Genomic DNA, 25,123 nt, shown 5'->3' with positions numbered 1-25,123 from the left:
ATCGCGTCGGCTGCTATTTGTCGGTGACGATCTTAACCTTGTCGCCGGCCGAAACCGCCGCACCCGGCGACAGCGCGTTGAGCACCCTGAACAAATCCAGCTTGCGGTCCACGCCGACCATCTGTGCGGCCAGGGAGCCCATTGTCTGGCCGGGCTGCACCGTGACGATGCGGATACGCAGTGGCTTCAGTGCTGCCTTCTCGGCAGCACTCAGGATGCGGAATGAGCCGCTGACCGAGCGCGCCACCGTGCTCAGCGAGGTGCTGGCCGACGGTGCAGCAGTCAGCAAGCGGTAGACCTGGCCGCCGGCGCGGATCACCGCAATATCGAATTGCCAGCCATCGGCGCCGGCATGCGCGGTCGCCGCTTCGTTGCCGTTGATCGTTTCCTGACGCACGCTGCTGTCGTCGAGGCCGGCAACCCAGCCGCTGCGGATGTAGTCGGTCAGCGAGCGGTCCTTGTCGATCGAAACGCCGTCGAAGCGGATTGCCATGTCGCCCGGGCCTGTGGCCGTCACCGCCGCCGCCGAATTGTCGATGATGAAGCCGTTGGGCACTGAGAACGACACGCCGAGGCCAGGATGCAGGAAGGTTTCGCCGCGCACATAGCCTTCCTCCGGCGTGTCGCCGTAGAGCAGCCCGTCTATGCCGGCAAGGAATGAATCGCGGTCGCGCGACCCGACACCGGGCGCGCCGAACTGGCGGGCGTGGCGCTGCGCGAGATCGATACGCTGCGGCGTGTTGGGGTGCGTCGCCAGGAAGTCGAGGCTGGCGTCGGTGGCGCCGCTGATCGAGCGGAAATCGGTATAGGCCGACATCGACTGCAGGAAGCGGCCGGCGGCGTAGGGGTCGAAACCGGCTTCGCCGATCGACTTGATGCCGATGGCATCGGCCTCCAGCTCCTGATTGCGCGAGAACTGGGCCAGCCTCAGCTTGCCGCGGATCAGCGCCGCCTTGGCCGTCGGGTTGTCGCCGAGCACGTCCGAAACGACCTTGGTCGCCAACCCCTCTTCGGCTTCCAGCTGCTGGCGCTGCAGACCATGATTGGCCGTAACGTGGCCCATCTCATGCGCAATGACGGCGGCAAGCTCGGCTGAATCGTTGGCCAACGCCAGCAGGCCGCGGGTGATGTAGAGATAGCCGCCCGGCAGCGCGAAGGCATTGACGTTGGGCGAGTTGAGGATGGTGATGCGGTAGGTCTGGGTCGGGTTGGCCGACACCACGGTCAGTCTGCCGACGACCTTGGCCACCATGCGCTCGAGCTTGGGGTCGGAATACTCGCCGCCATAGGTGGCGAGGATGCGCGGGTGCTGCGCCTTCGCCAGTTCGGCGAGCCTGCTGTTAGCGGCGACATTGTCGACCGTAATCGGCTTGTCGGAGGGCTGGAAGCCCGATTCCTGCACGTCGGGAGGCGTGAACATCTGGCAGCTTGCCAGCGCCACGGCAAGACCGGCCAGCGCAAGAAAGCGCGCCAGCGGTTTCAGCCTCCGATTGTCGATGCCGGTCGGCAGGTCGGCTTCCTTTCAAGTCCTGGGACGTGACCGCGAAAATCGGGCGCGATTTCCGGAAAGCATCACGCGCAAAATCAAGTTCTACGGCGTCCTTCGTGCGTCCGACAGATACGAGGCAGCAAGGGCAAATCACGGTCTAAGCCGGACCAGTTCCTGGCGGACCTAGCCACACTACCTCGACCATGGCAAGCAAGCGCCGCTTCGCCTTCCGCCGGTTTGACCATAAATTATGTCCGCTTCCGGGCAACATCTCGTGATCCAGTCGCAAACGGACCCGAGCCGATATAGCGTCGGAATGCCTCCGGTCCAGCCCCAACGAAAAAATCGGCGGCGGTGCCGGTCGCGGCAACCGTGCCACCGTCCAGGAAAACCATGTTTTGGCCGATACGGCGCGCATCGTCCGGCTGGTGCGTGACGAATAGCACCGTCATGCGCTGCTCCGAATGGACGTCGGCCACCAGGTCGAGCATGTCGTCGCGCAGTGCCGGTCCGAGCGAAGCGAACGGCTCGTCAAGCAACAGCACCGGCCGGTCGCGCACTAAAACCCGGGCGAGCGCGACGCGCTGCCGCTCGCCGCCGGAGAGTTCGCGCGGCAGTCGGCTTTCCTTGCCGGCAAGGCCGACGCGCTTCAGCGCTGCGGCGATTGCGGCGCGGTCAGCCTCGCTCAGCCTGAGCGAAGGCGAGCGGCCGAGCCCGACATTCTGCTCGAGGGACAGATGGGCAAACAGGTTGTTTTCCTGGAACACCATCGATACCGGCCGCGCTGATGGCGGCGCAGTGCTGACGTCGGCGCCGCCGATGAGCACGCGGCCTGACCGTGGCGCTTCGAAACCGGCCACCAGATTGAGCAGTGTCGACTTTCCCGAACCGCTCGGCCCCATGATGGCGGTGATTTCCGACGCCGGGAAATCGACATCGAATATAAGCGGCGTTTCACCATAGCTGAACGAGACATTATCGAGCCGCACGGCCGCGCCTTTTTCCACCGAAATGGACCGTTCCGGGCTGATCGGCATCATGATTTCTCCCTCCTTCCCATCCAGTCCGCGGTCAGCACCAGCGCCAGGCAGACAAGGCCGAGCACCAGCGCCAGCCCGGCCGCATCCTCGGTGCGGTAACTGCCCATGCGGGCCAGCAGCAGGTAGGGCAAGGTTTGCACGGAATCGCTGCCGAACAGCGCAATGACGCCAAGATCGCCGAGCGACAGCGCCATGGCGAAAGCGAAGCCGGTGGCGAGCGGCCGCCGCAGCGACGGCCAGTCGACCAGCCGCAACCGGTTCCAGCCCGAGATGCCAAGCTGTGCGCAAAGCCGTTCGTGGCGTTCGCTCGCCGCGTCATAGGCAGGGCGGATGGCGCGGATGGCGAACGGCATCGCCATCACCGCATTGACCGCAACGACCATGACAGGGGCGATCGCAAAGACATCGCTGACGGTGCGCAGGAGCAGGAACCAGCCGGCGCCGATGACGATGGGCGGCACCACCAGGACGAACCCCGCACCGGTGTCGGCCAGATGCTCGAGCACCGTCCGCCGGCCTGTCCGCCGGGTGAGCGCCAGCGCCCGGCGCGCCATGACCAGCGACAGCGACAGCGCCAGGGAGAGCAGCGCCGATAAGACGGACAGCACGGCACTGGTCGCCGTCGCTTGCCGCACCGCGCTCTCGCCGGCAAGGCGGCCGAGATCGGCGCCAAGCCCGGCCGCCAGCGTGGCCGCCATCGGCCCGGCGACAAATAGCAGTGCCAGCCCGATCACCAGCGCGTTCAGCACGGTCTCGGCCGCACCGGCTAAAAAATACCGGCGCGGCGCCACCGGCAGATTGGCGTCGCCGGTCATATTGGCGCCAAGCCGCGTCAAGGCCAGCACGACCACGAAGGTCAGGGCAATCTGCAGCAGGGTCAGCGTCACAGCCCGCGCCGGGTCGAAGTCGAAACGCAGCGCCTGGTAGATGGCAACCTCCAGCGTCGTCGCGCTGGGTCCGCCGCCGAGCGTAAGCACGATGGTGAAGGAGGTGATGCACAGCATGAAAACGAGCCCGGCAACGCCCGGCAAGGCCGCACGCAGCGGCGGCCATTCGATCAGCCGGAAGGCCGGCGCAGCACCCATGCCAAGCTGGCTCGCCAGCCGCCATTGGTCGGCCGGCACGATCTGCAACGCCTCCAGGAACAGCCGCGTCGCCAGCGGCAGGTTGAAGAAGACATGGGCGACGAGTATGCCCGACAGGCCATAGATGCCGGGCCAGCTCTGGCCGCCTAGCGCGCCCAGCGTGCCGGCAAAATAGCCGGCGCGGCCATAGAGTGCCAAGACACCGAGTGCGGCAACAATGGCCGGCAGCGCCAGTGGCACGGCGAAAAGCTGCAGGATAAAGCCTCGCCCGAAAAACTGTGGATGCCGCGACAGGGCACGCGCGACGAACAGCGCTGGCGCGACGGAGAGCAGGGTCGACAACAGAGCCTGCCAGAGCGTGAAACGGACGATACGCAAGAGATACGAATCGAAGGCGGAGACAACACCGGACGGGTCGCGCGTGGCTTCGACGACGAGCCCGGTGAATGCACCGCCGATCAGCAACGCGATGGCGGCGAGCGCGACGATGCCGGCGTTGACGCGGGAGTCAGATGATGGTGCGCGTTGCACGCTAGACTACCAGATTCGAGATTCTTAGTGAGGATTGCGTTCCTTCGCGCCCCCTCTGTCCTGCCGGACATCTCCCCCACAAGGGGTGAGATTGGCAGTTTCAGCGCTCCGCTCATTCCAGCAACATCGGCGACTGGCGAAAGCCGCCGTGCCGTCCGATCTCCCCCCTTGTGGGGGAGATGTCCGGCAGGACAGAGGGGGGCGCCGTAGAGCGATCATCTTCGATCAATCGGCCAAAGCTACTTGCTCATCGCCGCAAGCCACTCATCGACCCAGGCCTTGCGGTGGGCCGCGACTTCCTCCGGGCTGAACAGCAAGGTTTTGGTCGGTTTGACAAGCTTGTCGAACGCCGGATTGAGCGGCTTGTCGGTCTTGCCGGCCGGGAACATCCAGTTGGTTTCGGGAATGACATCCTGGAATTTCGGTCCGGTCATGAAGGCGATGAACTTTTCCGCCAGCGGGTTCTTCGCGCCCTTGGTGGTGATCCCCGCAACTTCGATCTGCAGGTATTCGCCTTCCTCGAAGGACGCCGCCTGGTAGCGCTCGGTGTTTTCGGCGACCATGTGGTAGGCCGGCGACGTGGTATACGACAGCACCATCGGCGCCTCGCCCTTGGTGAACAGGCCGTAGGCCTCGCTCCAGCCTGGCGTCACCGTCAGCACCTTTGCCTTGAGCTTGGCCCAGGCTTCGGGCGCCTTGTCGCCATAGACCGACTTGACCCACAACAGCAGGCCAAGGCCCGGCGTCGAGGTGCGCGGGTCCTGGATGACGATCTTCTCTCCGGCATCGCCCTCGACCAATTCCCTGAGGCTCTTCGGCGGGTTCTTCAGTTTTTCGGTATCGTAGACGACGGCGAAATAGCCATAGTCGAACGGCACGAAAGTATCGTCGCGCCAGCCGCCCGGCACGCTGACATCCGATATGGCGCCATGCGGCGAAAACAGGCCGGTTGCCTTGGCGTCGGCGGTTAAATTGGTATCGAGGCCAAGCACGATATCGGCCTTGGTGGCGGCCCCTTCCAGCTTCACACGGTTGAGCAGCGCCACGCCGTCAGCGACCGAGACGAATTCGACGACGCAGCTGCACTCGGCCTCGAAGGCCTTCTTCACCGCCGGTCCCGGACCCCAATCGGCGGTGAAGCTTTCATAGGTATAGACGGTCAGTCTATCCTGTGCCGATGCCTGCCCTGGCAGGGCGAGCGCGGATGCCGCAAGCAGGACAATCGGGACAAGAGAGTGGAAAAAACTGCGCATCGGCGCCTCCTTCGTTCGCATTGAAAGGAATTGAGGCGCCGGGCTGTCCGAAGCGTCTAATCCCTCCGCCGGTACAAACCGGATCAGGTTCAGCGGGTTGGCAGTCTTGCCTCTCAGCCGGTCCGCGAAGATCGCGTCCGGCACCCCGTTAGAGCGTTTCGACACATAGGCCCGGCCGAAGTGCCGCGCAAGCGGAAGTTTGCCGGGCATCCAAAGCCCAGCCTTCCGTTTCGTCTGCCGTTTCATCTTCCGTTTCATTCTTCCGTTTCTGGGGCAGGGCTGGTAAGGGCCACGAGATATGAGCAAATTCACCATCCTGCTTGGCGGCGATCTCATCCGCACGCCGCTGCTCGACCGCCAGGTCGAAGGCTCGCGCGTCATCGCTGCCGATGCCGGCATCGGCCATGCCCGTATGCTGGGCCTGAGGCCGGAACTCTGGGTCGGCGATTTCGATTCCGTACCTGCCGAGTTGCCGGAGGATCTGGCCGCCGTGCCACGGCAGGTGTTTCCCGCCGAAAAGGACAAGACCGACGGTGAACTCGCTATCGCCGCCGCACTCGAACGCGGTGCGACCAGCCTTGTGCTCGCAGGCGCTTTCGGCGGCAAACGCACCGACCACATCTTCCTGCATCTGGCGCTGAGCGTCCGGCTGGCGGAAGGCGGGACGGACGTGCTTTTGACCAGCGGCGCACAGGAAGGCATTCCCTTGCTGCCCGGAAAGACTGGCTTCGACTATGCCGACGGCACGCTGTTTTCGGTGCTCGGCTTCTCCGATCTCGCCGGCCTGAGCGTCACCGGTGCCAAATGGCCGCTCGACCATGTCGAGGTTGCGTTCGGCTCGTCGCTGACCATTTCCAACGAGGTCAGGGGCCGGTTGGAAATCGCGCTGGCCAGCGGCCGCGCGCTGCTGCTCGCGCATCCTTTTCCCTTACCTGAAAGCTGACATGGCACCGCCGCTTCTCAATCTCGATGGGATAAAGCTGACCTTTGGCGGCACGCCGCTGCTCGACGGTGCCGCCCTGACGGCCTCAGCTGGCGACAAGATCGCCTTGGTCGGCCGAAACGGTTCGGGCAAGTCGACGCTCCTCAAGATCGCCGCCGGGCTGATCGAGCCGCAGGACGGCGAAGTCTTCCGCCAGCCTTCGGCAACCGTGCGCTACTTGCCGCAAATGCCCGACATGGAAGGTTTTGCGACCGTCCGCGCCTATGTCGAGGCGGGGCTCGGGCCCGCCGACGATCCCTATCGCGCCACCTATCTGATGGAGCATCTCGGCCTGACCGGCGAAGAACGGCCGAACGACCTCTCCGGCGGCGAGGCGAGGCGTGCGGCACTCGCCCGCGTCATGGCGCCGGAGCCCGACATTCTCCTCCTCGATGAGCCGACAAACCATCTTGACCTGTCGGTCATCGAATGGCTGGAGGAGGAGCTTGCCCGCACCTCCTCGGCACTGGTCGTCATCTCGCATGACCGCCGTTTTCTCGAGCGCGTGTCACGCGCCACAATCTGGCTCGACCGCGGGCAGACCCGCCGTCTCGACAAGGGCTTTGGCTATTTCGAGCAATGGCGCGACACGGTGCTGGAGGAGGAAGAGCGCGAGCAGCACAAGCTCGGTCGCCAGATCGTCCGCGAGGAGCACTGGCTGCGCTATGGCGTGACAGCGCGGCGCAAGCGCAACATGCGCCGGCTCGGTGAGTTGCAGACCATGCGCCAGCGCTTTCGCGGTCATCGCGGCGCCGAGGGTGCGGCGACGATGACAGCCAGCGACGCCGCCGAATCCGGCAAGCTGGTGATAGAGGCCAGGAACATCGAGAAGAGCTTTGGCGATCTGATCGTGGTCAAGGGATTTTCGACCCGCATCCAGCGCGGCGATCGCGTTGGCTTGGTCGGGCCGAACGGCGCTGGCAAGACGACGCTGTTGAAGATGCTGACCGGCGAATTGAAGCCGGACGCAGGCACGGTGCGGCTCGGCACCAATCTGGAGATCGCCACGCTCGACCAGAAGCGCGAGGCCGTCGATCCACAGGAGACACTGGCGCAGTATCTCACCGACGGTCGCGGCGAGAACCTGGTCATCAATGGCGAACAGCGCCACGTCGTCTCTTACATGAAAGACTTCCTGTTCAAGCCGGAACAGGCGCGCACGCCGGTGCGCGAGCTTTCGGGCGGCGAGCGGGCACGGCTGATTCTCGCCCGCGTTTTGGCGCGGCCGGCAAACCTGCTTGTGCTCGACGAGCCGACCAACGACCTCGATATGGAGACGCTGGAGTTGCTGCAGGAACTGGTCGCCGGCTTTGCCGGCACGGTGATCCTGGTCAGCCACGATCGCGATTTCCTCGACCGCACCGTGACCAGCATCATCGCGCCGGATGGTGATGGCCGCTGGATCGAATATGCCGGCGGCTATTCCGACATGCTGGCGCAGCGCGGCGGCACCAGGCTGGACGACCGCAAGGCGCGGCCGAAGGCAGAGACCAGCGAGGCGACGGCCGCAAGCAGGAGCGACGCGGTCGCTCCCAAGGGCCCGGCAAAGAAACTGTCGTTCAAGCAGAAATTCGCGCTGGAAACCTTGCCCAAGAAGATCGAGGCGGTGTCGGCCTCGATCTCGCGGCTGGAGAACAACATCGCCGATCCGGCCTATTACGAGCGCGACCCGGCCTCGTTCCAGAAGACGATTGCCGCGCTCGACAAGGAGCGCGTCACACTGGCAGCGCTCGAGGAGGAATGGCTGGAACTCGAGATGCTGCGCGAGGAGATGGAGGGGTAATTCGCGAGTTCAAGCGCCTTGTCATTGCGGCTAGACAGGAGTGCGCATATGTTATGCGCATGCTGCGGAGGTGATCATGCGCAAGATAGCTGTGAATGCGGTTCGTCAGCCGGCAAATCTGTCTATCGACTCAAAGCTCATGAAGGAAGCCAAGGGGCTCGATGTTAATGTCTCGCGCGCCGCTGAAGCCGGCATCGCAGAGGCAGTGGCCGCCGAAAAGACGCGGCTGTGGAAGCTTGAGAACCGCGCGACGATAGATGCGTGGAACGAATATGTCGAAAAACACGGTATTCCGCTGGCAGAACATCGGCAATTCTGATGGCGCGCTACGACGTCTTCGCGAGTAGCATCGAAGGCGGCTATCTCCTCGACGTCCAGGCCGATCTGCTCGACCATTTCAAGACCCGGGTGGTCGTCCCGCTGCTGCCGGTTGCGATGGCACCATCACCAATGCGAAGGCTCCATCCCATTTTCGAGATCAATGGTCGGAAATTGGTCATGGCCACCCATTTGATCGCCACGGTTGCGGCGACGGAACTGGGCGAGAGCCGACTGAATCTGACCAGGCATCACGAAGACATCGTGAGCGCGCTCGACATGCTGTTCCAAGGCTTCTGAGCCAAGGAGGCGTTGGGCTGGTGAGCCGGCCTCACCCCGCCGTCTTTGTCTGCCAGGCCTTCAGCGCCTCGTCGAATACCTTCTCGCCGGGAATTCCCTTTTCCATGGTGAGCAGCGCCCGCCGCCCGGTCTTGTAGACGACCGGCACGTCAATCCAGTCCTGACCTCTGAGCAAGGTCAGATTGGCGTCTTCATCCGCCTTGGTGTCGTTGAGCGCAACCAGGAAGAAGCCATCGGCGATCTTGGCCGGGATGCCGATCAGCGGGCTGCCGGCATCCTGCTCGGAGCCCTTCATGGCGACACGCAAGATGTTGTCGACACCGCCGCCCTCGAAGCCATTAGGCGTCAGGAAGATCATCTCGATGATGTGGCTGGCCGGCAGCGTCTGGTCGGTGTTGCGACGGATCGTCATGCGCAACTGGATATCCTTGCCTGGAATGGTCGCCTCGGCACGGATCGCCGGCTCGGGCGGCAGGTCGCCGCCGGGCGATTCCTGCACCAGCGACCAGACGATGTTGCCGGGCTCGGCCGAGCCTTGAGCGGTGCTGGTGCGCTCCTCGTAGAAGATCGCCTTCTGGCCGACGGCCAACGCGGCTTGCGGCGGAACTACCGTCGGTGCCGCTGCCGTCGCGGGCGGTGGGGCGGCCGTTGCAGGGGCTGGCGGAGTAGCTGCAGCATCGGGCGGCGTTGCGGGCGTTGGCGCAGCGGACCCATCGACTGGTGGAGCATTGGCCGTGGCTTGCGTGTCGGCGGGTGCGGCCGGTGCCGGCGCGGCGGGTGCCGGGGTGGTCGGCGCTTGAGCGGCCGACGGCGGCGTGGTCAGTGCGGCGACGGATTCGCCTTCGCCGATGCCCGCCTGCCCGGCCGCGGGGCCGGGATCGACTTCGTGGCCCTCGGGCGTAAGGCGCTGCGTAAACTTCGCGCCCTCGCCGGCCTCCGTCGGAGGCGCGGCGGCCGGTACGGCCGCATCGGCCACCGGCTTGGCCGGGGCTGGTTTTACCAGCGGTTCGGTGGCGACGGCTTTGGTCTCGTCGAGGCCGAGCATGCTGCCGAACGCATCCTTGTTCAGCCAGATGCCATAACCGCCACCGGCAATGACCAGCAGGGCAATGGCGGCGGCGATCACGCCGCCATAGCTGCGCCTGCGCTCGGCAGGATGGAGTCGCTGGAACCTGTCCTCCGCGGGGCCGCCGTCGTTGGAAAAGTCGTCGCCCCGAAAAACGCTGTCTTGGTCATCGGCCGTCGGAAGATCCATATCGGACGGCGGCGGACCAGCGCGCTCTTGAGGAAGAGCGACGGGCTGCGGCTTTTGCCAGTTCGGCACCGCCTTGGCGGGCGTGGACTGCCATGCCGGCCCAGTCTGGGCCGGCCCGGTCTTTGCTGGCCCGGTCGTTGCTGGCTCCGTCTTTGCTGGCTCGGTCTTTGCCGGCTGCCGGACATGGCTGGGCTGGTTCTTGTTGCGGTCGATGGAGGAGAAGATGTCCTCCAGTTCCGCCAGCGGATCGGATGCCGGTGCCGGTTTAGCATATTCTCGCTCAACGCTTGCGATGGCGTCTTCGAGTGCGCGCTTCTGCCTGGCGACATCCGACGGCGCAAACGGCGGATCGCGTTCGGCAATTTTCTTCGCGATCGTCGAACGCGCCATGTCATAAACTTTGGCGCGCACTTCCGCCGACGGCTTATCAAGCTTGTCTAGCGTCTTTTTCAGGGCACCAACAAAATCTACCATGCTTCAGTCGACCTGCATTTGTTTCTGGGCCGGCCCCCGCAAATCAGCCGCAATGCCCGGAAAGGCTGAGAAACTAGTCTTGAAACGGATCGGTCACAAGTATCGTGTCGTCCCGTTCAGGGCTGGTGGAAAGGAGTGCGACCGGCGCGCCGATCAGCTCTTCGATGTGGCGGACGTACTTCACCGCCTGCGCCGGCAGATCGTTCCAGCTGCGCGCGCCGGCGGTGGTACCTTTCCACCCCTCCAACGTTTCGTAGACCGGTTCGACGCGGGCCTGCGCACCCTGGCTGGCCGGCAGGTAATCGATCGCCTCGCCGTCGAGTCGGTAGCCGGTACAGACCTTGATCTCGTCCAGCCCATCGAGCACATCGAGCTTGGTCAGCGCAATGCCCTTGATGCCGTTGACGGCGACAGCCTGGCGGACCAGCACGGCATCGAACCAGCCGCAGCGCCGCTTGCGGCCGGTGACGACGCCGAATTCATGGCCACGCGTGCCCAGGAACTCGCCGATCTCGTTCTTCTGCTCGGTCGGAAACGGGCCTTCGCCGACGCGCGTGGTATAGGCTTTGGTGATGCCGAGCACATAGCCGATGGCGCCCGGGCCGACACCGGAGCCCGCGGCGGCCTGACCGGCAACCGTATTGGACGAGGTGACGAACGGATAGGTACCATGATCGATGTCGAGCAACGTGCCTTGCGCGCCCTCGAACAGGATGCGCTCGCCGGCGCGGCGCTTGTCGTCGAGGATTTTCCAGACGCGGTCCATATAGGGCAGGATCTCGTCAGCGACGGAAATCAGCTCGCTCATGATCGCCTCATGCGTGACTTCGGCATGGCCAAGCCCGCGCCGCAGCGCATTGTGGTGCGTCAGCAGCCTGTAGACCTTCAAGGGTAGCGTTTCCAAATCCGCCAAATCCATCACCCTGACCGCGCGCCGGCCCACCTTGTCTTCGTAGGCGGGACCGATACCGCGGCGGGTCGTGCCGATCTTCGTTCCGGAATTGGACGCGGCGTCCTCGCGGAATCCGTCCAGCTCCCGGTGCAAGGACAGGATAAGCGCGGTGTTTTCGGCTATTTTCAGGCGGTCCGGCGTCACCTCGACGCCCTGCGCCTTCAATTTCGCAACCTCCGCGACGAAAGCGTGCGGATCGAAGACGACGCCATTGCCGATGATGGACAGCTTGCCTTGCCGCACCACGCCGGACGGCAGCAGCGACAGCTTGTAGACCTTGCCGTCGACGACCAGCGTGTGGCCGGCATTGTGGCCGCCTTGGAAGCGCACGACAACGTCGGCGCGCTCCGACAGCCAGTCTACGATCTTGCCTTTGCCCTCATCGCCCCATTGCGAGCCGACGACCACCACATTGGCCATATTTCTTTTCCCTTGAGACGCCGCACGAGCAGCTTGAAAACAGTTCGAAACGACAGGCCTCTATCGCATCGGCCCCCAAAATCGGAATCGATTTTCGGAAAAGCACGACGCGAGGATTAGAGCCTTCCGACGCGTACTTGTAGCGTCCAATTGCACGCACGTCGCTCTATAGCGTCAAGACCCGGCGAGCGCGACCACTCTTTGCCGCCCAAAACGCCCCGAGGCACAACAATTTTCGCCTTTGACATCATTTACTTGGGTTGGCGGTCGCAATAGGCCCACACCGACGTCGAATTCCCTCTGCCTGGCCGGAATGTCACGATGCATCGAGCCGCCTACCTTTTCCTGCTGTTCACCACCTTGCTGTGGGGCGGCAACTCCGTGGCCGGCAAGCTGGCGGTCGACCACATTTCGCCGATGACGCTGGTCTTCCTGCGCTGGACTCTGGCCGTTCTGATCCTGCTGCCGATCGGCTGGCGAACGCTGCATCAGGACTGGCCAGTGGTGCGTCGGCACTGGTTGCTGCTTGGCGGGCTCGGCGCTTGCGGCTTCGCCTTTTTCAATGCGATCTTCTACACGGCGCTCAACTACACGACGGCAATCAACGTCTCGATCGAGCAGGCGGCGATACCGATCGTGATCATCATCGCCAATTTCGTGCTGTTTCGCCTGCGGGTGAACCGGGTGCAGATCGCTGGCGTCGTGCTGACCATCATCGGCGTCGCGGTGACGGCGAGCCATGGCGACCTGCGCCAGCTTCTCAAGCTGGATCTCAACTTCGGCGACGCGATCATGCTGGTCGCCGTGCTTTGCTACTCCTTCTATTCGGTGGGGTTGCGGCTGAAGCCGGTCATCCGCTGGCAGAGCCTGATGCTGGCGCTGTCGGTTGCCGCACTCATCACATCGCTGCCTTTCTTCCTGTGGGAGATTGCCGCCGGCAAGGTCATCGTCCCCGACGCCCGCGGCTGGGCTGTCGCGTTCTATACTGCCATCGGTGCTTCGGTCATCTCGCAGATCTTCTATATCAGAGGCAACGAGCTGATCGGCGCCAACCGGGCCGGCCTGTTCATCAATCTGGTGCCGATCTTCGGTACGCTGCTGTCGGTGCTGATTGTCGGTGAGACATTCCAGCTTTATCAGGCGCTGGCTCTCGCGCTGGTGCTGGGCGGCATCAGCCTCGCCGAATACAGCGGACGGAAGATGGCGGTATCCGCTGCTCAATGAAGTCGCTTGCCGCGACGGTTCACTGCGGTCCGTCAACGACCATGGAAGCGCCCCGCGTGCTGCTGCACACGGGGTGATCGAATTTCAGGCCGCGCCGACGTCGAAATGCAGCCGCTTGGCCGAGTCGATCGATTTGTGCGAGCGCACCTGCGCCAACACGTCTTCCGGGAACGGCGCATCGAGATAGAGCAACGCAATGGCATCGCCGCCCGGCCGGTTGCGGCCGAGCTGGAAATTGGCGATGTTGACGCCGTTCTCGCCGCACACCGTGCCGAGCAGGCCGATGATGCCGGGCGCGTCGGCATTGGTCGTGTAGAGCATGTGCTGACCGACCTCGGCGTCGAGATTGATGCCCTTGATCTGGATGAAGCGCGGCTTGCCGTCCGAAAAACAGGTGCCGGCGATCGAGCGCGTCCTGTGCTCGGTCTTGACCGTTAGCTTGATATAGCCGTCGAACACGCCCGACTTGTCGCGCTTGACCTCGGCGACGATGATGCCGCGCTCCTTCACCATGATCGGCGCCGACACCATGTTGACGTCGGCGACCTGCGGCCGGATCAGCCCGGCAAGAGTAGCGCTGATCAGCGCCCGCGTATTCATCGTCGCGGTCGAGCCGTCGAACAGGATCTCGACCTCCTTGATCGGATCCTCGGTGACCTGTCCGACAAAGGCGCCGAGCACTTCGGCGAGCTTGACGAAAGGTTTCAGCCGCGGCGCTTCCTCGGCGGTGATCGACGGCATGTTGATGGCATTGGAAACGGCGCCCTTGATCAGATAGTCCGACATCTGCTCGGCGACCTGTAGCGCGACGTTCTCCTGCGCCTCCATCGTCGAGGCACCGAGATGCGGCGTCGCCACCACATTCTCCATGCCGAACAGCGCGTTGTTCTCCGCCGGTTCGACCTCGAACACGTCGATGCCGGCGCCGGCCACCTTGCCGCTCTTCAAGGCCGCGATCAGGTCGGCCTCGACGATCAGCCCGCCACGCGCGCAGTTGATGATACGCACGCCGGTCTTCATCTTTGCGATCGCCGCGGCGTCGATGATGTTGCGCGTCTTGTCGGTAAGCGGTGTGTGCAGCGTGATGAAGTCGGCACGGGCGAACAGCTCGTCGAGCTCGACCTTTTCGACACCGAGTTCCTCGGCGCGGCTGTCCGACAGGAACGGATCGAAGGCGACGACGTGCATCTTCAGGCCGACGCCGCGCGTAGCGACGATCGAGCCGATATTGCCGCAACCGATGATGCCGAGCGTCTTGCCGGTGATCTCGACGCCCATGAAGCGGTTCTTTTCCCATTTGCCGGCATGGGTCGAGGCGTTGGCCTCCGGTATCTGGCGGGCCAGTGCGAAGATCATGGCGACGGCATGCTCGGCGGTGGTGATCGAATTGCCGAAAGGCGTGTTCATCACGATGATACCCTTGCGGCTCGCCGCCGGGATGTCGACATTGTCGACGCCGATGCCGGCGCGGCCCACGACCTTCAGCCTGGTCGCGGCGTTGATCAGCTTCTCCGTGACCTTTGTCGCCGAGCGGATGGCCAGCCCATCATACTGGCCGATCACTTCGAGCAGTTTTTCCTTGTCCTTGCCGAGATCCGGCAAATAGTCGACCTCGATGCCGCGATCCCTGAAGATCTGCACGGCGGTGGTGGAAAGTTTGTCTGAGACGAGAACGCGGGGCATTGGCTTGGTCCTTTGCGATTGGCGTCCCTCCCCCTTGAGGGGAGGGTCGGCGCGAAGCGCCGGGGTGGGGTCATTGCGGCCGGATGCGGCCAAATCTTTTTCTTTCTGGATCGCGGATCGGTGAGCGGTTGGAGGCGACCCCACCCGCCCCTTTGGGCCACCCTCCCTCGAGGGAGAGGGAGTCAGGCGGCTGCCTTCAGCGACGCCTTTTGTGCGGCAAAAGCCCAGTCGAGCCAGGGCAGCAGCGCTTCGAGATCGGAGGTCTCGACTGTCGCGCCGCACCAGATGCGCAGGCCGGGCGGTGCATCGCGATAGGCGCCGATGTCGTAGGCGACGCCTTCCTTGTCGAGCGCCGAGACGATTGCCTTGGCGAACGCAGCCTGTCCATCGGCGTTGAGTGCAGCGACATCCGGATCGGTGAAGGAAAGGCAGACCGATGTGTTCGAGCGCGTCGCCGGGTTGACGGCAAGATGGCCGAGCCAGGAAGATTTTCCGACAAAGCGATCCAGAACAGCGGCATTGGCATCCGCTCTGGTGACCAGCGCGTCGAGGCCGCCGATCGACTGCGCCCAACGCAGCGCGTCGCGATAGTCCTCCACGCACAGCATTGACGGCGTGTTGATGGTCTCGCCCTTGAAGATGCCTTCGATCAGCTTGCCGCCCGAAGTGAGCCGGAAGATCTTCGGCAGCGGCCAGGCCGGCTTGTAGCTTTCCAGGCGCTCGACGGCGCGCGGACTGAGGATCAGCATGCCATGCGCGCCCTCACCCCCCAGCACCTTCTGCCAGGAGAAGGTGACGACGTCGAGTTTCTCGAAATCGAGCCTTTGCGCAAACGCGGCCGAAGTGGCGTCGCAGATGGTCAGGCCGCGGCGGTCGGCCGGAATGAAATCGCCGTTCGGCACGCGCACGCCCGAAGTCGTGCCGTTCCAGGTGAAGACCACGTCGCGATCGAAATCGATTTTCGTCAGGTCGGGCAGCGCGCCATAGCCGGCTTCGATCTTGCGCGCGTCGGCGAGCTTCAATTGCTTGACGACGTCGGTGACCCAGCCGGAACCAAAACTCTCCCAGGCGACCATGTCGACGCCGCGCTCGCCCAGCAGCGACCACAGCGCCATCTCGACCGCGCCGGTATCCGATGCCGGCACGATGCCGATGCGGTAATCCGCCGGAACCTGGAGGATTTCCCGCGTCAGCTCGATCGCTTGTTCAAGCTTGGTCTTGCCGATCTTGGCACGGTGCGAGCGCCCGAGCGCGGCATTTTTGAGCGCCTCGACCGACCAGCCGGGGCGTTTTGCACAGGGACCTGAGGAAAAATTGGGATTTGCCGGACGGAATTCGGGCTTCGTATGCGTCGTCATCGTGGTCTATCCTTCCAGATAGTGGCCCCTCGTTGGGGAGGGGTGGCCCACGGACGGCGATATGCGTTCAGGCTTTCGGCGTCAAGGGGAAAGTTTTTGTCGCTGTCGGGATACCGGCTGCCTTTGGAAAAAAGTGCCACAACGCAAACGGCGGGCCAAAGACCCGCCATTGTTCACGCCTCAGCTTCGATCGAGCCTACCAGAGGTCGTATCGCAGTCCGACTTTGACCTGGTGATTATTGATCCCTTTGCGGATCGGATAAGAAGTCAGGCTTTCGGCCGTCACATATTCGGCGTCGGGTGCGGAGAAATACTGATACCCCACATCGACTGAGACATTCTTGGACACTTGGTAGGCAAGGCCGGCATTCAGCGTGTAGGCGAAGGAGTATTGGGTCTTGTTGTCACGCAGGACGAAATCGTCGGTGGGGTCGGCGTTGGCGGTGAAGTAGCTCGCCGACAGGCGGCGCTTGCTCTGGAGGATACCGACACCAGCGCCGAGATAAGGCGTGATTCCGACATAGGTGCCAAGGTCGACATAGCCATTGAGTATGCCTGAGAAGGCATAGTTCTTCAGGGTCGCCGATGCCACGGTCGTTCCGTTGTTATAGCCGACCTCGATCTTGTTGCCGGGCAGATAGCCGGCATTGAGATCGGCGCGCAAATAGTCGTTGAAATGGTAGCCGAAGCCAATGCTGGCGAAGATGGGATCTTCCTTTTCGTCGAAGCTCGCGGGCGTGAAGGCGAAATCCTCATCCCTGAAGCTCTTCTGCACCAGATAGGAGACATCGCCGCGCAGATACCATCCCGAGCCAACCTCGACCGGTACATAATCGGGCGCCTGGTCGACATAGACCGGCGGTTCGTAATCGGCACCAAGCGCCGGCGTCAGCGGCAACACGACGACTGCTGCTAGCGCCAGTGCTACAGGCGATTTGGATGTCATGGTCCTCGGCTCCCGAACTTGGCGCATTCGCAATCGCGCGCCGTTTCAGACAGCATTGTTAACCATAGGGGTTAAGTGCGGGTTAAGGATAACAAGGCGTTAGCAATTGATTTGATCCGCTTTCGCTTCTCAAGTTGGGCGGTGTTCCCGAGCGCCGCAGCATCTTAGGCAGCCAAAACGAAACCGCCCGGCATCAGCCGGGCGGTCGACGAATTCCTGGATTTCAGAAACAACTACTTGGTGTAGACGGGCTCGGGTTCTGGAACGTAGGGCTCCGGCGGCGCGCAGTCCGACCTGCCGAACTGGTAGCGCAGGCCGCCACGCACTTCGTGCACGTTGATGCCTTTGTCATAGCCTGGGCCGACATTGGGGAGGGAGGCATAGTCGAACATCTTACCGCCATTGATGTGGCTGAAGCGGTAGCCGACATCGAGTTTGACGCGATCGGTCAGGCAGTAGGATGCGCCCGCCATGGCAGCATAGGCAAAACGCCAGCCCTTGCCACCGCTATGATCAAATGAACCGTCGCTGTCCACGTTGTGCAGTTCATCCCACTTGACCCAGGCACCGCCGATGCCGGCGCCGACATAAGGCGTGATCCCATGCCAGGTGCCGATGTCGACATAGGCGTTGGCCAAGAGCAGCAGCGCCGAATAGGACGAGGTATCGACGGACGTGCAAGGCGTTTGCTGCGGGCCGCAGAAGCCGTTGGTCGAGCCGCGGAATTTGGACTTGCTCATCCAGTCCAAGGTGAGATCGGTGCGGAAATGCTCGTCGATCTGGTAACCAACACCGCCGCCGGCCGAGAAGGCGCCGTCCAGCTTGCCTGTATCGAACTTGCCGGGATTCTGGGGCGCTACACCGTAGGTGATGTAGTCGCCGCCACGAAACTTCGACCAGTGATAGTCGATGTCGCCACGGATATACCAGCCGCCGAATTCGGCCGGCTGCTCGTAGGCAACCGGTGGTGGCGCCTCCTCGACTACGGGCGGCTCGACGAAATCGGCGGCGAATGCCGGCCCGGCGCCGGCAAACAGCGCGGCCAGGAGGGCCATTCTTGCTGTGTTGAACATGCTTATCACTCCTGAGAACCCTCGAACGGCGAACGCGCCCGAAACGTGATTGACCTCAGTTGTGGATAATGAATCGGAAAGGTTAAAAGGCGTTTAACCGTATTGATTAACCACGAATCTCCAAAAGTCGAGCAATCTGGCGGCCGTTGCTGCAGGCGGAATTGGCGACTCAATAAAAAGCCCGCCGGCAAGGCGGGCTTTGAACCGATGTTGGAGGGAGATCAGGCGGCGCTGCGCGTTTCCGAAATGACCTCGACGATGTCGTTGACGACGGACTCGACAAGTTGTGGGTCGTCGCCTTCCGCCATGACGCGGATGAGCGGCTCCGTGCCGGATGGCCGGATGACCAGGCGCCCGGCCTTGCCGAGGCGATTGCGCGCATCTTCGATCGCTGCCTTGACCGGCGCCTCCTCGAGCGGCTTGCCGCCGGAAATATGCACATTCTTCAACAGCTGCGGCACCGGCTCGAACTTCTTCGACAGTTCGCTCACCGGCCGGTTCTGCCGCTTGATGCAGGCGAGCACCTGCAGCGCCGAGACAAGGCCGTCGCCGGTGGTCGAAAAGTCGGACAGCACGATGTGACCCGACTGTTCGCCGCCGACATTGAGCCCATGGGCACGCATGTGCTCGACGACATAGCGGTCGCCGACCTTGGTGCGATGCAACTGCAGGTTCATGTCGCCGAGGAAGCGTTCGAGGCCGAGATTGGACATTACCGTCGAGACGACACCGCCGCCGGCCAGCCGCCCGCTCTGGTGCCAGGACTCGGCAATCAGCGCCATGATCTGGTCGCCATCGACGATCGCGCCGTTCTCGTCGACGATGACGACGCGGTCGGCATCGCCGTCGAGCGCAATGCCGATATCGGCGCGCACTTCGTGCACCTTCTTTTGCAAGCCGGCTGGATGAGTCGAGCCGCATTCCTTGTTGATGTTGAAGCCGTTGGGCTCGACATTGATGGCAACGACCTCGGCGCCGAGTTCCCATAGCGCGTCGGGCGCCACCTTGTAGGCGGCGCCATTGGCACAATCGACGACGATGCGCAGGCCCGACAGCGACATCGAGCGCGGCAGCGTGCGCTTGGCGAATTCGATATAGCGGTCATGCACGCCGTCCACGCGTTTGGCGCGGCCGAGCCCATCGGAATCAGCGAGCGCCAATTCGATATCCTTGTCGAGCATCCCCTCGATACGCTCCTCGATCTCATCGGACAGCTTGTAGCCATCGGGGCCGAACAGCTTGATGCCGTTGTCGTAATAGGGGTTGTGCGAGGCAGAAATCATCACCCCGATATCGGCGCGCAGCGAGCGCACCAGCATGGCAACAGCGGGCGTCGGGATAGGGCCGAGCAGGAAGACATCCATGCCGGCGGCGCACAGGCCGGATACCATCGCGTTCTCGATCATGTAGCCGGAAAGCCTGGTATCCTTGCCGAGCACGACGCGGTGGCGGTGGCTGCCGCGCTGGAACGAGAGGCCGGCGGCCATGCCGACCCGCATGGCGACCTCCGCCGTCATTGGAAACTTGTTGGCTCGCCCACGAATGCCGTCCGTACCGAAATAATGTCCTGCCATGTTCGCCAGCTTCCCGATGGTTCTTTCCGAGCATCTCATGCCATAAAATGGCCCAAGCCCCGTCATCACATTGTATGATTATGGACGACCAATCCTTAGAAAATTGTTGTTTTGTGTGTTTTGCGTCACGCTAGTGTGTTGATTTTCAAGTTCCGAGCCCTTGTTGCGGCAGCAGCATCAGAAACGTCAACTCAAACTCATCTGGATCCTTTGGTCTGTGGCAGTGTGGCCTTGAACCCGAGTCCGCATCGTGCGGCTCCAGACAGCGGTAGGCTCAGGTCCTCCGCACCCGCCGATTTGACTGTCCGTCATGTGACGCAGTGGCCTCGCTGGGAACCAGCCATATGCGCGCTCTCCGTGCAATGCACCCGGACGAATTTGGCTGGGAGACGGTCCCGGCAACGAATTCATCACCTTAAAGAAAAGAATGCACCTCTAAATTTGTCTCTACGCTACTTAGCATCTGGCGCAACCAGCCGTTGAGCGCTATTGCTGCACTGGGACATATCATGAACTGCCACAGGGAGAAAACGCATGCTCATCCACCGACTTGCCACTTTGACGGGTCTTGCCGTCGCGACCTTGTTCCTGGCGGCGCCTGCCAATGCGCTGACCATGGCCGAGTGCAGCACCAAGTATAACGCGGCGAAGGATGCGGGAACGCTTGGCGGGCAGAACTGGAACCAGTTCCGCAAGGCGCAATGCGGCACCGATGCCACCGCCGCTACGACCGACACCGCCCCGGCCAAGGCCACTGACACCACCAAGGCAGCCGCCGGCGACGATGCGGCCCCGGGCCTGACGGCGAAGGAGTGCAGCACCAAGTACCAGGCGGCAAAAGCCGCCGGCACGCTGAACGGCATGAAGTGGAACGATTTCCGCAAGACACAGTGCGCCGCCGACGCGACGGCAGCCGCACAACCCGCCGCCACGACCAAGGCTGCGGCAGCCGCCGACGACGCTGCGCCGGGCCTGACGGCCAAGGAATGCAGCACCAAATACCAGGCCGCCAAGGCTGCCGGCACGCTCAACGGCATGAAATGGAACGACTTCCGCAAGAGTGAATGCGCCGCCGGCGCAACTGCAGCGGCACAGCCTGCCGCGGCACCTGCCGAGGCGGCGACAGCCGCCGCGACCGATTCCGGCAAAGGCCTCAGTATGGCGGATTGCAGCGCCAAATATCAGGCTGCCAAGGCCGGCAACACGCTGAACGGCATGAAGTGGAACGACTTCCGCAAGAGCCAATGCGGCGCCGGCGCAGCCGACGACGACACCCTGCCGGCTCCCGATGCCAAGTATACCGGCGATCCGCAGCCGCCGACCATCACCGCCCCCCAGGGCGTGAAATTCCCGACGGCGATCTCCAAGAAGTATGCAACCGAGACCCCGGCCAAGGGCCGCATGCACACCTGCCTCGACCTCTATTACGCGAACAAGGACGCCAACACGCTGGGCGGCCTCAGGTGGATCCAGAAGGGCGGCGGCTTCTACAGCCTCTGCAACGCCAAGCTGAAGAGCTGACCGGCGCCATCATCATCCGACGATAGGAACCCGCGAGCCGCAAGGTTCGCGGGCTTTTTTGTTATTGCCGAACAAGTGAGAGGGCCTTCCGAGGTCGGACCAACTGTCAGGTCGCGTTCCTTCGCTCCCTCTGTCCGCCGCCGGAAGCAAAAACCCGCCTCGGAGGGCGGGTCGTCGGCGCCGTTGAGCCCTTGCGCCGAACGGCAGGCAATTTGCCCAGGGTCGGCGCCAAGTCTCCCTCATCGTAGGGCGAAAGCCTCGGCTTTCCACCTGCGATAGCCCTGCCCACAAGTAGGGAGACCGGCAGCTTTTGCGCCTCGCGAACATCAAAAGGAAACGCCGCGGTTGGAGCCCGCGGCGTTTCGAAGTCGATCTGTCCTGGGCCGGGGCCTAGCTTGACGGCTGGGGTTCCATGCCACCTTCGGGCTCGGGACCCTTCTTGCGGCGGCCGGACTTTGGTACGGCCGAGCCACGGCTCGGCGGCGTGTCGTCGCCGAGGTCGCGTGCGGGCTTATTGCCGGCGATCAGCTGCTTGATCTCCTCGCCCGACAGCGTCTCGTATTCGAGCAGGCCTTGCGCCAGCGCGATCCATTCCTTCTTTTTCTTAGTCAGGATTGACCTTGCCGTCGAATAGGCCTCGTCGATCAGCCGGCGCACTTCGGCGTCGATGATCTGCGCCGTCTCTTCCGAGATGTTCTGCGTGCGCGCCACCGAATGGCCGAGGAACACCTCCTCCTGGTTGTCGCCGTAGGCGACATGGCCGAGCTTGTCGGAGAAGCCCCAGCGCGTCACCATGGCGCGCGCCAGCTTGGTCGCCTGCTCGATATCGGAGGAGGCGCCCGAGGTGATGTTCTCCTTGCCGAACTTGAACTCCTCGGCGACACGGCCGCCCATCATGATGGCGAGGCGCGAGATCATGTATTTGTAGCTCATCGAATAGCGGTCGCCTTCCGGCAGCTGCATGACCATGCCGAGTGCCCGGCCGCGCGGAATGATGGTCGCCTTGTGCAACGGATCGGCCGACGGCACGTTGAGCGCCAGGATGGCGTGGCCGGCCTCGTGATAGGCGGTCAGCTCCTTCTCGGCCTGCGTCATCGCCGACGAGCGGCGCTCGGCGCCCATCATGATCTTGTCCTTGGCGTCCTCGAATTCGGCCATGGTGACGAGGCGCTTGTTGCGCCGCGCCGCCATCAGGGCGGACTCGTTGACCAGGTTCATCAGGTCGGCGCCGGAAAAGCCCGGCGTGCCGCGCGCGATCACCTTGAGGTCGACATTGGGCGCCAGCGGCACGTTGCGCACATGCACCTTCAGGATCTTCTCGCGGCCGACGATGTCGGGGTTCGGCACCACCACCTGGCGATCGAAGCGGCCCGGCCTGAGCAGCGCCGGATCGAGCACGTCGGGCCGGTTGGTGGCGGCGATCAGGATGATGCTTTCGTTGGATTCGAAGCCATCCATCTCGACCAGCAGCTGGTTCAGCGTCTGCTCGCGTTCGTCATTGCCGCCGCCGAGGCCGGCACCGCGATGGCGGCCGACCGCGTCGATTTCGTCGATGAAGATGATGCAAGGCGCATTCTTCTTGGCCTGGTCGAACATGTCGCGGACGCGGCTTGCGCCGACGCCGACGAACATCTCGACAAAGTCCGAGCCCGAAATGGTGAAGAACGGCACGTTGGCTTCACCGGCGACCGAGCGGGCGAGCAGCGTCTTGCCGGTTCCGGGAGGACCGACGAGCAGCACGCCGCGCGGGATCTTGCCGCCGAGCCGCTGGAATTTCTGCGGGTCGCGCAGGAACTCGACGATCTCTTCCAGATCCTGCTTGGCTTCGTCCACGCCGGCGACGTCCTGAAAGGTGACGCGGCCATGCGCTTCGGTCAAAAGCTTGGCCTTCGACTTGCCGAAGCCCATGGCACGGCCGGAACCGGACTGCATCTGGCGCATGAAGAATATCCAGACGCCGAGGATGAGGATCATCGGCAGCCAGGAGATCAGGGTGCCGAACAGCGAATTGGAGCCGTCGGATTCAGGACGCGCATTGATGGTGACGTTCTTGTCCTGCAGACGCGAAACCAGTGATGGGTCCCCAGGCGAATAGGTCTGGAAGCCGTTGGAGCTGTCCGTGTAATTGCCGGAGATACGGGCGCCGGCGATGGTCACCGACTTGATCCGTCCCGCCCCGACTTCCTGCAGGAACTGCGAATAGGGGACATCGCTCGAGGCCCCACGCGTCTGCGGCGTCTGGAAAAGATTGAAGAGAGCGATGAGCAGGACCGCTATGATCGCCCAGAGCGCGAGGTTGCGATAATTCGGATTCATCAATTGTCCCGTTGGCGCCGCTGGGCGGACACGCGTCGTGAGAGGAAACTTGGCCCTAACATAGGGAGAGCGTCTCCCCTTGCCAAGCATAACAGCAGGTCTCGGTTAAGCTTTCGCCCGTGGTAGGCCGGCACTGTGGCCGCCGAATGGCGAGGCTGGAACCGGCGCCGCGCCAAGCAAGGCGGCGACGGCATCGGCCGGCGCCAGATCGAAGGACGGCAGGAAACGGGCGAAGGGCGCGACTGCCGGATATGCGGCGACAGCCGCCGGCATCGGGCTTTCCCCGGGCAAACCCGGGCCTTCCCCAGGCAGACCAAGGCATTCGCCATCCCGCCATAACGCCGGCTCGGCGGCCAGGGCTGCGCGTACAAGGCTTGCCGGCGTGCCATGCCCGGCAATTGCCCGCTTTGCGGCAAGAGCCGCCCCGAGCGGGGCTACCAACAGCGGCGCGATCAACAATGCACTTGAACTGTCGCCCAATGTGATCCGTCTGCGGCCGTCCCAAAGGGCATTGTCGGAAACCTCGACAGCGGGCGGCAGATCGCGCAATTCGCGATGCAAAAAGATACCGGTACGCCGGGCATCGATCACGGTCCGCGACAATGTGGCACAAAGCGCCCCGGTGCGGAGCCGGCCGAAAAGGGCTCCGCTGCGGGCCTGGTCGGGAAGGAAGGCTGTGCCGCCGGTCGCCGCCAGCAGAATGCGCAGCGCATAAATAGCCGCCCCGCTGTCGCTTTCAGTCGCAAAATCCCGGTCGAGGCGGACGAGGCCGGCGGCTGGCCTGGAGGCCAAGCTGCGGATCAGCATGGCCGCGCGGCGTCCCAATTGCTCACGCTCGGCCGCCACCTTTCTGGCCAACGCTATCGCTTCGGCCACGCGAGGCGCACTATCGCGTTCGGCAAGTGCTGCGCGGACGCGCGGCCGCTCGAAAGCGGTGTCGGCATTGGTCGGATCTTCGATCCAGGCAACCTGTTCACGCCGCAGGAATTCGCGCAGTGCCCCACGCCTTACGCCGAGCAGTGGCCGCACGATCCAGTGCCGCCACTCGTAGAGGGTTGCCGGCGCCATGCCGGCAAGGCCCCGCCCTTCGTCGCGCGGCCTCTCCTCACCTGGCCCGTCGTCACGTGCTTGCCGCATCAGCACCGTCTCGGCCTGGTCGTCGGCGGTGTGGCCGGTCAGGATCAGGCCGATGTCTTCCGCGTCGGCGGCCTCGGCGAGCAGCCGGTATCGGGCTTCGCGCGCGGCGGCGGGCAGGCCGGTCGATGGTTTGTGCCCCGACCAGGCGAGGATGCGATGGGCAATGCCGCGCGCCGCGCACAGCCTGGCCACGGCTTGCGCTTCCGCTGCCGCTTGCGGCCGCAATTGGTGATCGATCGTCACCGCCAGCAATTTCGTTGCCGGGGCGTTACGGTCGAGATGGGCTTTGAGGAGGAGGAGGAGGGCGGTCGAGTCGCTGCCGCCGGACACGGCCGCAACAGCGCCGTTGGAAAAGTCGATCCGCGAAAAATCCGAAAGGTCAGGCCCGGTGTCGAGCGTCATGCATGTC

The 25,123-nt window shown here is 63.6% G+C and carries 19 protein-coding genes and 1 riboswitch; of the genes, 6 read left to right on the top strand and 13 right to left on the bottom strand.

Features of this window, described 5'->3' with window-relative positions; genetic code table 11:
- Positions 1 to 13: 13 nt before the first annotated feature.
- The 4 genes from NKJ84_RS00840 to thiB form a co-directional block, all read right to left on the bottom strand.
- Positions 14 to 1,483, bottom strand: a complete 1,470-nt coding sequence (locus NKJ84_RS00840) for a M48 family metalloprotease (protein WP_254817057.1) — start codon at positions 1,481 to 1,483, stop codon at positions 14 to 16.
- A gap of 254 nt (positions 1,484 to 1,737) precedes the next feature.
- Entirely contained in the window at positions 1,738 to 2,529 is a 792-nt protein-coding gene (gene thiQ, locus NKJ84_RS00835; protein WP_352504969.1) for a thiamine ABC transporter ATP-binding protein, read from the bottom strand.
- On the bottom strand, positions 2,526 to 4,145 hold the full coding sequence (gene thiP, locus NKJ84_RS00830) for a thiamine/thiamine pyrophosphate ABC transporter permease (protein WP_352504968.1): 1,620 nt from the start codon (positions 4,143 to 4,145) through the stop codon (positions 2,526 to 2,528). Before thiP ends, thiQ begins: the two co-directional genes overlap by 4 nt.
- Positions 4,146 to 4,384: 239 nt before the next feature.
- Entirely contained in the window at positions 4,385 to 5,398 is a 1,014-nt protein-coding gene (thiB, locus tag NKJ84_RS00825) for a thiamine ABC transporter substrate binding subunit (RefSeq protein ID WP_352504967.1), read from the bottom strand.
- 43 nt (positions 5,399 to 5,441) lie between these two features.
- Positions 5,442 to 5,556, bottom strand: a riboswitch (TPP riboswitch).
- 140 nt (positions 5,557 to 5,696) lie between these two features.
- Here thiB and NKJ84_RS00820 point away from each other — a divergent pair.
- The 4 genes from NKJ84_RS00820 to NKJ84_RS00805 all read left to right on the top strand — a co-directional run bounded on the left by NKJ84_RS00820 (position 5,697) and on the right by NKJ84_RS00805 (position 8,781).
- Complete coding sequence (locus tag NKJ84_RS00820) at positions 5,697 to 6,341, top strand: thiamine diphosphokinase (RefSeq protein WP_352504966.1); 645 nt, start codon at positions 5,697 to 5,699, stop codon at positions 6,339 to 6,341.
- Between the two features lies 1 nt (position 6,342).
- Complete coding sequence (locus NKJ84_RS00815; protein WP_352504965.1) at positions 6,343 to 8,163, top strand: ABC-F family ATP-binding cassette domain-containing protein; 1,821 nt, start codon at positions 6,343 to 6,345, stop codon at positions 8,161 to 8,163.
- Positions 8,164 to 8,239: 76 nt separating this feature from the next.
- On the top strand, positions 8,240 to 8,482 hold the full coding sequence (locus tag NKJ84_RS00810) for a type II toxin-antitoxin system CcdA family antitoxin (protein ID WP_254816484.1): 243 nt from the start codon (positions 8,240 to 8,242) through the stop codon (positions 8,480 to 8,482).
- The gene (locus tag NKJ84_RS00805; protein ID WP_352504964.1) at positions 8,482 to 8,781 is read left to right on the top strand and encodes a CcdB family protein; all 300 of its coding nucleotides are present in this window, start codon (positions 8,482 to 8,484) and stop codon (positions 8,779 to 8,781) included. The genes NKJ84_RS00810 and NKJ84_RS00805 overlap by 1 nt, the downstream gene beginning before the upstream one ends.
- Positions 8,782 to 8,812: 31 nt before the next feature.
- Here NKJ84_RS00805 and NKJ84_RS00800 read toward each other — a convergent pair whose 3' ends face one another.
- Positions 8,813 to 10,510 carry a hypothetical protein gene (locus NKJ84_RS00800; protein WP_352504963.1) on the bottom strand — a complete coding sequence of 566 codons (1,698 nt, stop codon included), beginning with the start codon at positions 10,508 to 10,510 and terminating at the stop codon, positions 8,813 to 8,815.
- 73 nt (positions 10,511 to 10,583) lie between these two features.
- Positions 10,584 to 11,882, bottom strand: a complete 1,299-nt coding sequence (locus tag NKJ84_RS00795) for an adenylosuccinate synthase (protein WP_352504962.1) — start codon at positions 11,880 to 11,882, stop codon at positions 10,584 to 10,586.
- Positions 11,883 to 12,203: 321 nt separating this feature from the next.
- On the opposite strand from NKJ84_RS00795, the gene NKJ84_RS00790 reads away from it, so the two are divergent.
- Complete coding sequence (locus NKJ84_RS00790) at positions 12,204 to 13,106, top strand: DMT family transporter (protein WP_352504961.1); 903 nt, start codon at positions 12,204 to 12,206, stop codon at positions 13,104 to 13,106.
- 84 nt (positions 13,107 to 13,190) lie between these two features.
- Here NKJ84_RS00790 and serA read toward each other — a convergent pair whose 3' ends face one another.
- The 5 genes from serA to glmM form a co-directional block, all read right to left on the bottom strand.
- Positions 13,191 to 14,789, bottom strand: a complete 1,599-nt coding sequence (gene serA, locus NKJ84_RS00785; RefSeq protein WP_352476115.1) for a phosphoglycerate dehydrogenase — start codon at positions 14,787 to 14,789, stop codon at positions 13,191 to 13,193.
- 182 nt (positions 14,790 to 14,971) lie between these two features.
- Positions 14,972 to 16,147 (bottom strand): phosphoserine transaminase, encoded by a 1,176-nt coding sequence (locus tag NKJ84_RS00780; protein WP_352504960.1) that lies wholly within the window; start codon positions 16,145 to 16,147, stop codon positions 14,972 to 14,974.
- Between the two features lie 196 nt (positions 16,148 to 16,343).
- The gene (locus NKJ84_RS00775; protein WP_352504959.1) at positions 16,344 to 17,093 is read right to left on the bottom strand and encodes an outer membrane protein; all 750 of its coding nucleotides are present in this window, start codon (positions 17,091 to 17,093) and stop codon (positions 16,344 to 16,346) included.
- A 233-nt stretch (positions 17,094 to 17,326) separates the two neighbouring features.
- The gene (locus tag NKJ84_RS00770; RefSeq protein WP_352504958.1) at positions 17,327 to 18,166 is read right to left on the bottom strand and encodes an outer membrane protein; all 840 of its coding nucleotides are present in this window, start codon (positions 18,164 to 18,166) and stop codon (positions 17,327 to 17,329) included.
- Positions 18,167 to 18,387: 221 nt separating this feature from the next.
- Positions 18,388 to 19,740: a phosphoglucosamine mutase gene (gene glmM / locus NKJ84_RS00765; protein WP_292664754.1), complete on the bottom strand. Its 1,353-nt coding sequence runs from the start codon at positions 19,738 to 19,740 to the stop codon at positions 18,388 to 18,390.
- Between the two features lie 534 nt (positions 19,741 to 20,274).
- Between glmM and NKJ84_RS00760 the strand changes: the two genes are divergently transcribed.
- A complete protein-coding gene (locus NKJ84_RS00760) occupies positions 20,275 to 21,261 on the top strand; it encodes a hypothetical protein (protein ID WP_352504957.1) in 987 nt (328 codons plus the stop codon).
- Between the two features lie 390 nt (positions 21,262 to 21,651).
- Here NKJ84_RS00760 and ftsH read toward each other — a convergent pair whose 3' ends face one another.
- Complete coding sequence (gene ftsH, locus NKJ84_RS00755; protein ID WP_352504956.1) at positions 21,652 to 23,577, bottom strand: ATP-dependent zinc metalloprotease FtsH; 1,926 nt, start codon at positions 23,575 to 23,577, stop codon at positions 21,652 to 21,654.
- A gap of 105 nt (positions 23,578 to 23,682) precedes the next feature.
- The gene (gene tilS / locus NKJ84_RS00750) at positions 23,683 to 25,116 is read right to left on the bottom strand and encodes a tRNA lysidine(34) synthetase TilS (protein ID WP_352504955.1); all 1,434 of its coding nucleotides are present in this window, start codon (positions 25,114 to 25,116) and stop codon (positions 23,683 to 23,685) included.
- Between the last annotated feature and the right edge of the window lie 7 nt (positions 25,117 to 25,123).

Origin of the sequence: Mesorhizobium sp. M0048, from assembly GCF_040323405.1 — a bacterium.
Classification (GTDB): domain Bacteria; phylum Pseudomonadota; class Alphaproteobacteria; order Rhizobiales; family Rhizobiaceae; genus Mesorhizobium.
The sequence above is the reverse complement of the archived record's forward strand: the minus strand, read 5'-3'. Positions and strand labels throughout refer to the sequence as shown.